The 271-nt window shown below is 70.1% G+C and carries 1 pseudogene; it reads right to left on the reverse strand.

Going from position 1 to position 271, the window contains the following annotated elements:
• Positions 1-271 (reverse strand): annotated as a pseudogene (locus H926_RS35025) (hypothetical protein); the annotation flags it as partial.

Genomic DNA, 271 nt, shown 5'->3' on the forward strand with positions numbered 1-271 from the left:
GGCGCCGCGCTCGTCGCTCAACACCACCCCGGCAAACCCATCGAGCGGCAGAAACCGCCACGGCCGGCACCTTGGCCGCGTCCAGCGCCTGCGCCAGGCCCGCCACGCCCGAGATCGGCGGCAGCACGATCAACCCGTCGACGCGCGAACGCCCGGCAAAGGCCAGGGTATCGGCAATCGCCGCCTCACCCTCGCGCGGGGTGGAATGGACGATCAGTTCGTAGCCGTGTGCCGAACTGACCGAGACGATGGCGCGCTGGATGGAATCGAG

Origin of the sequence: Novosphingobium sp. B-7 (genome assembly GCF_000410615.1) — a bacterium.
GTDB lineage: Bacteria > Pseudomonadota > Alphaproteobacteria > Sphingomonadales > Sphingomonadaceae > Novosphingobium > Novosphingobium capsulatum.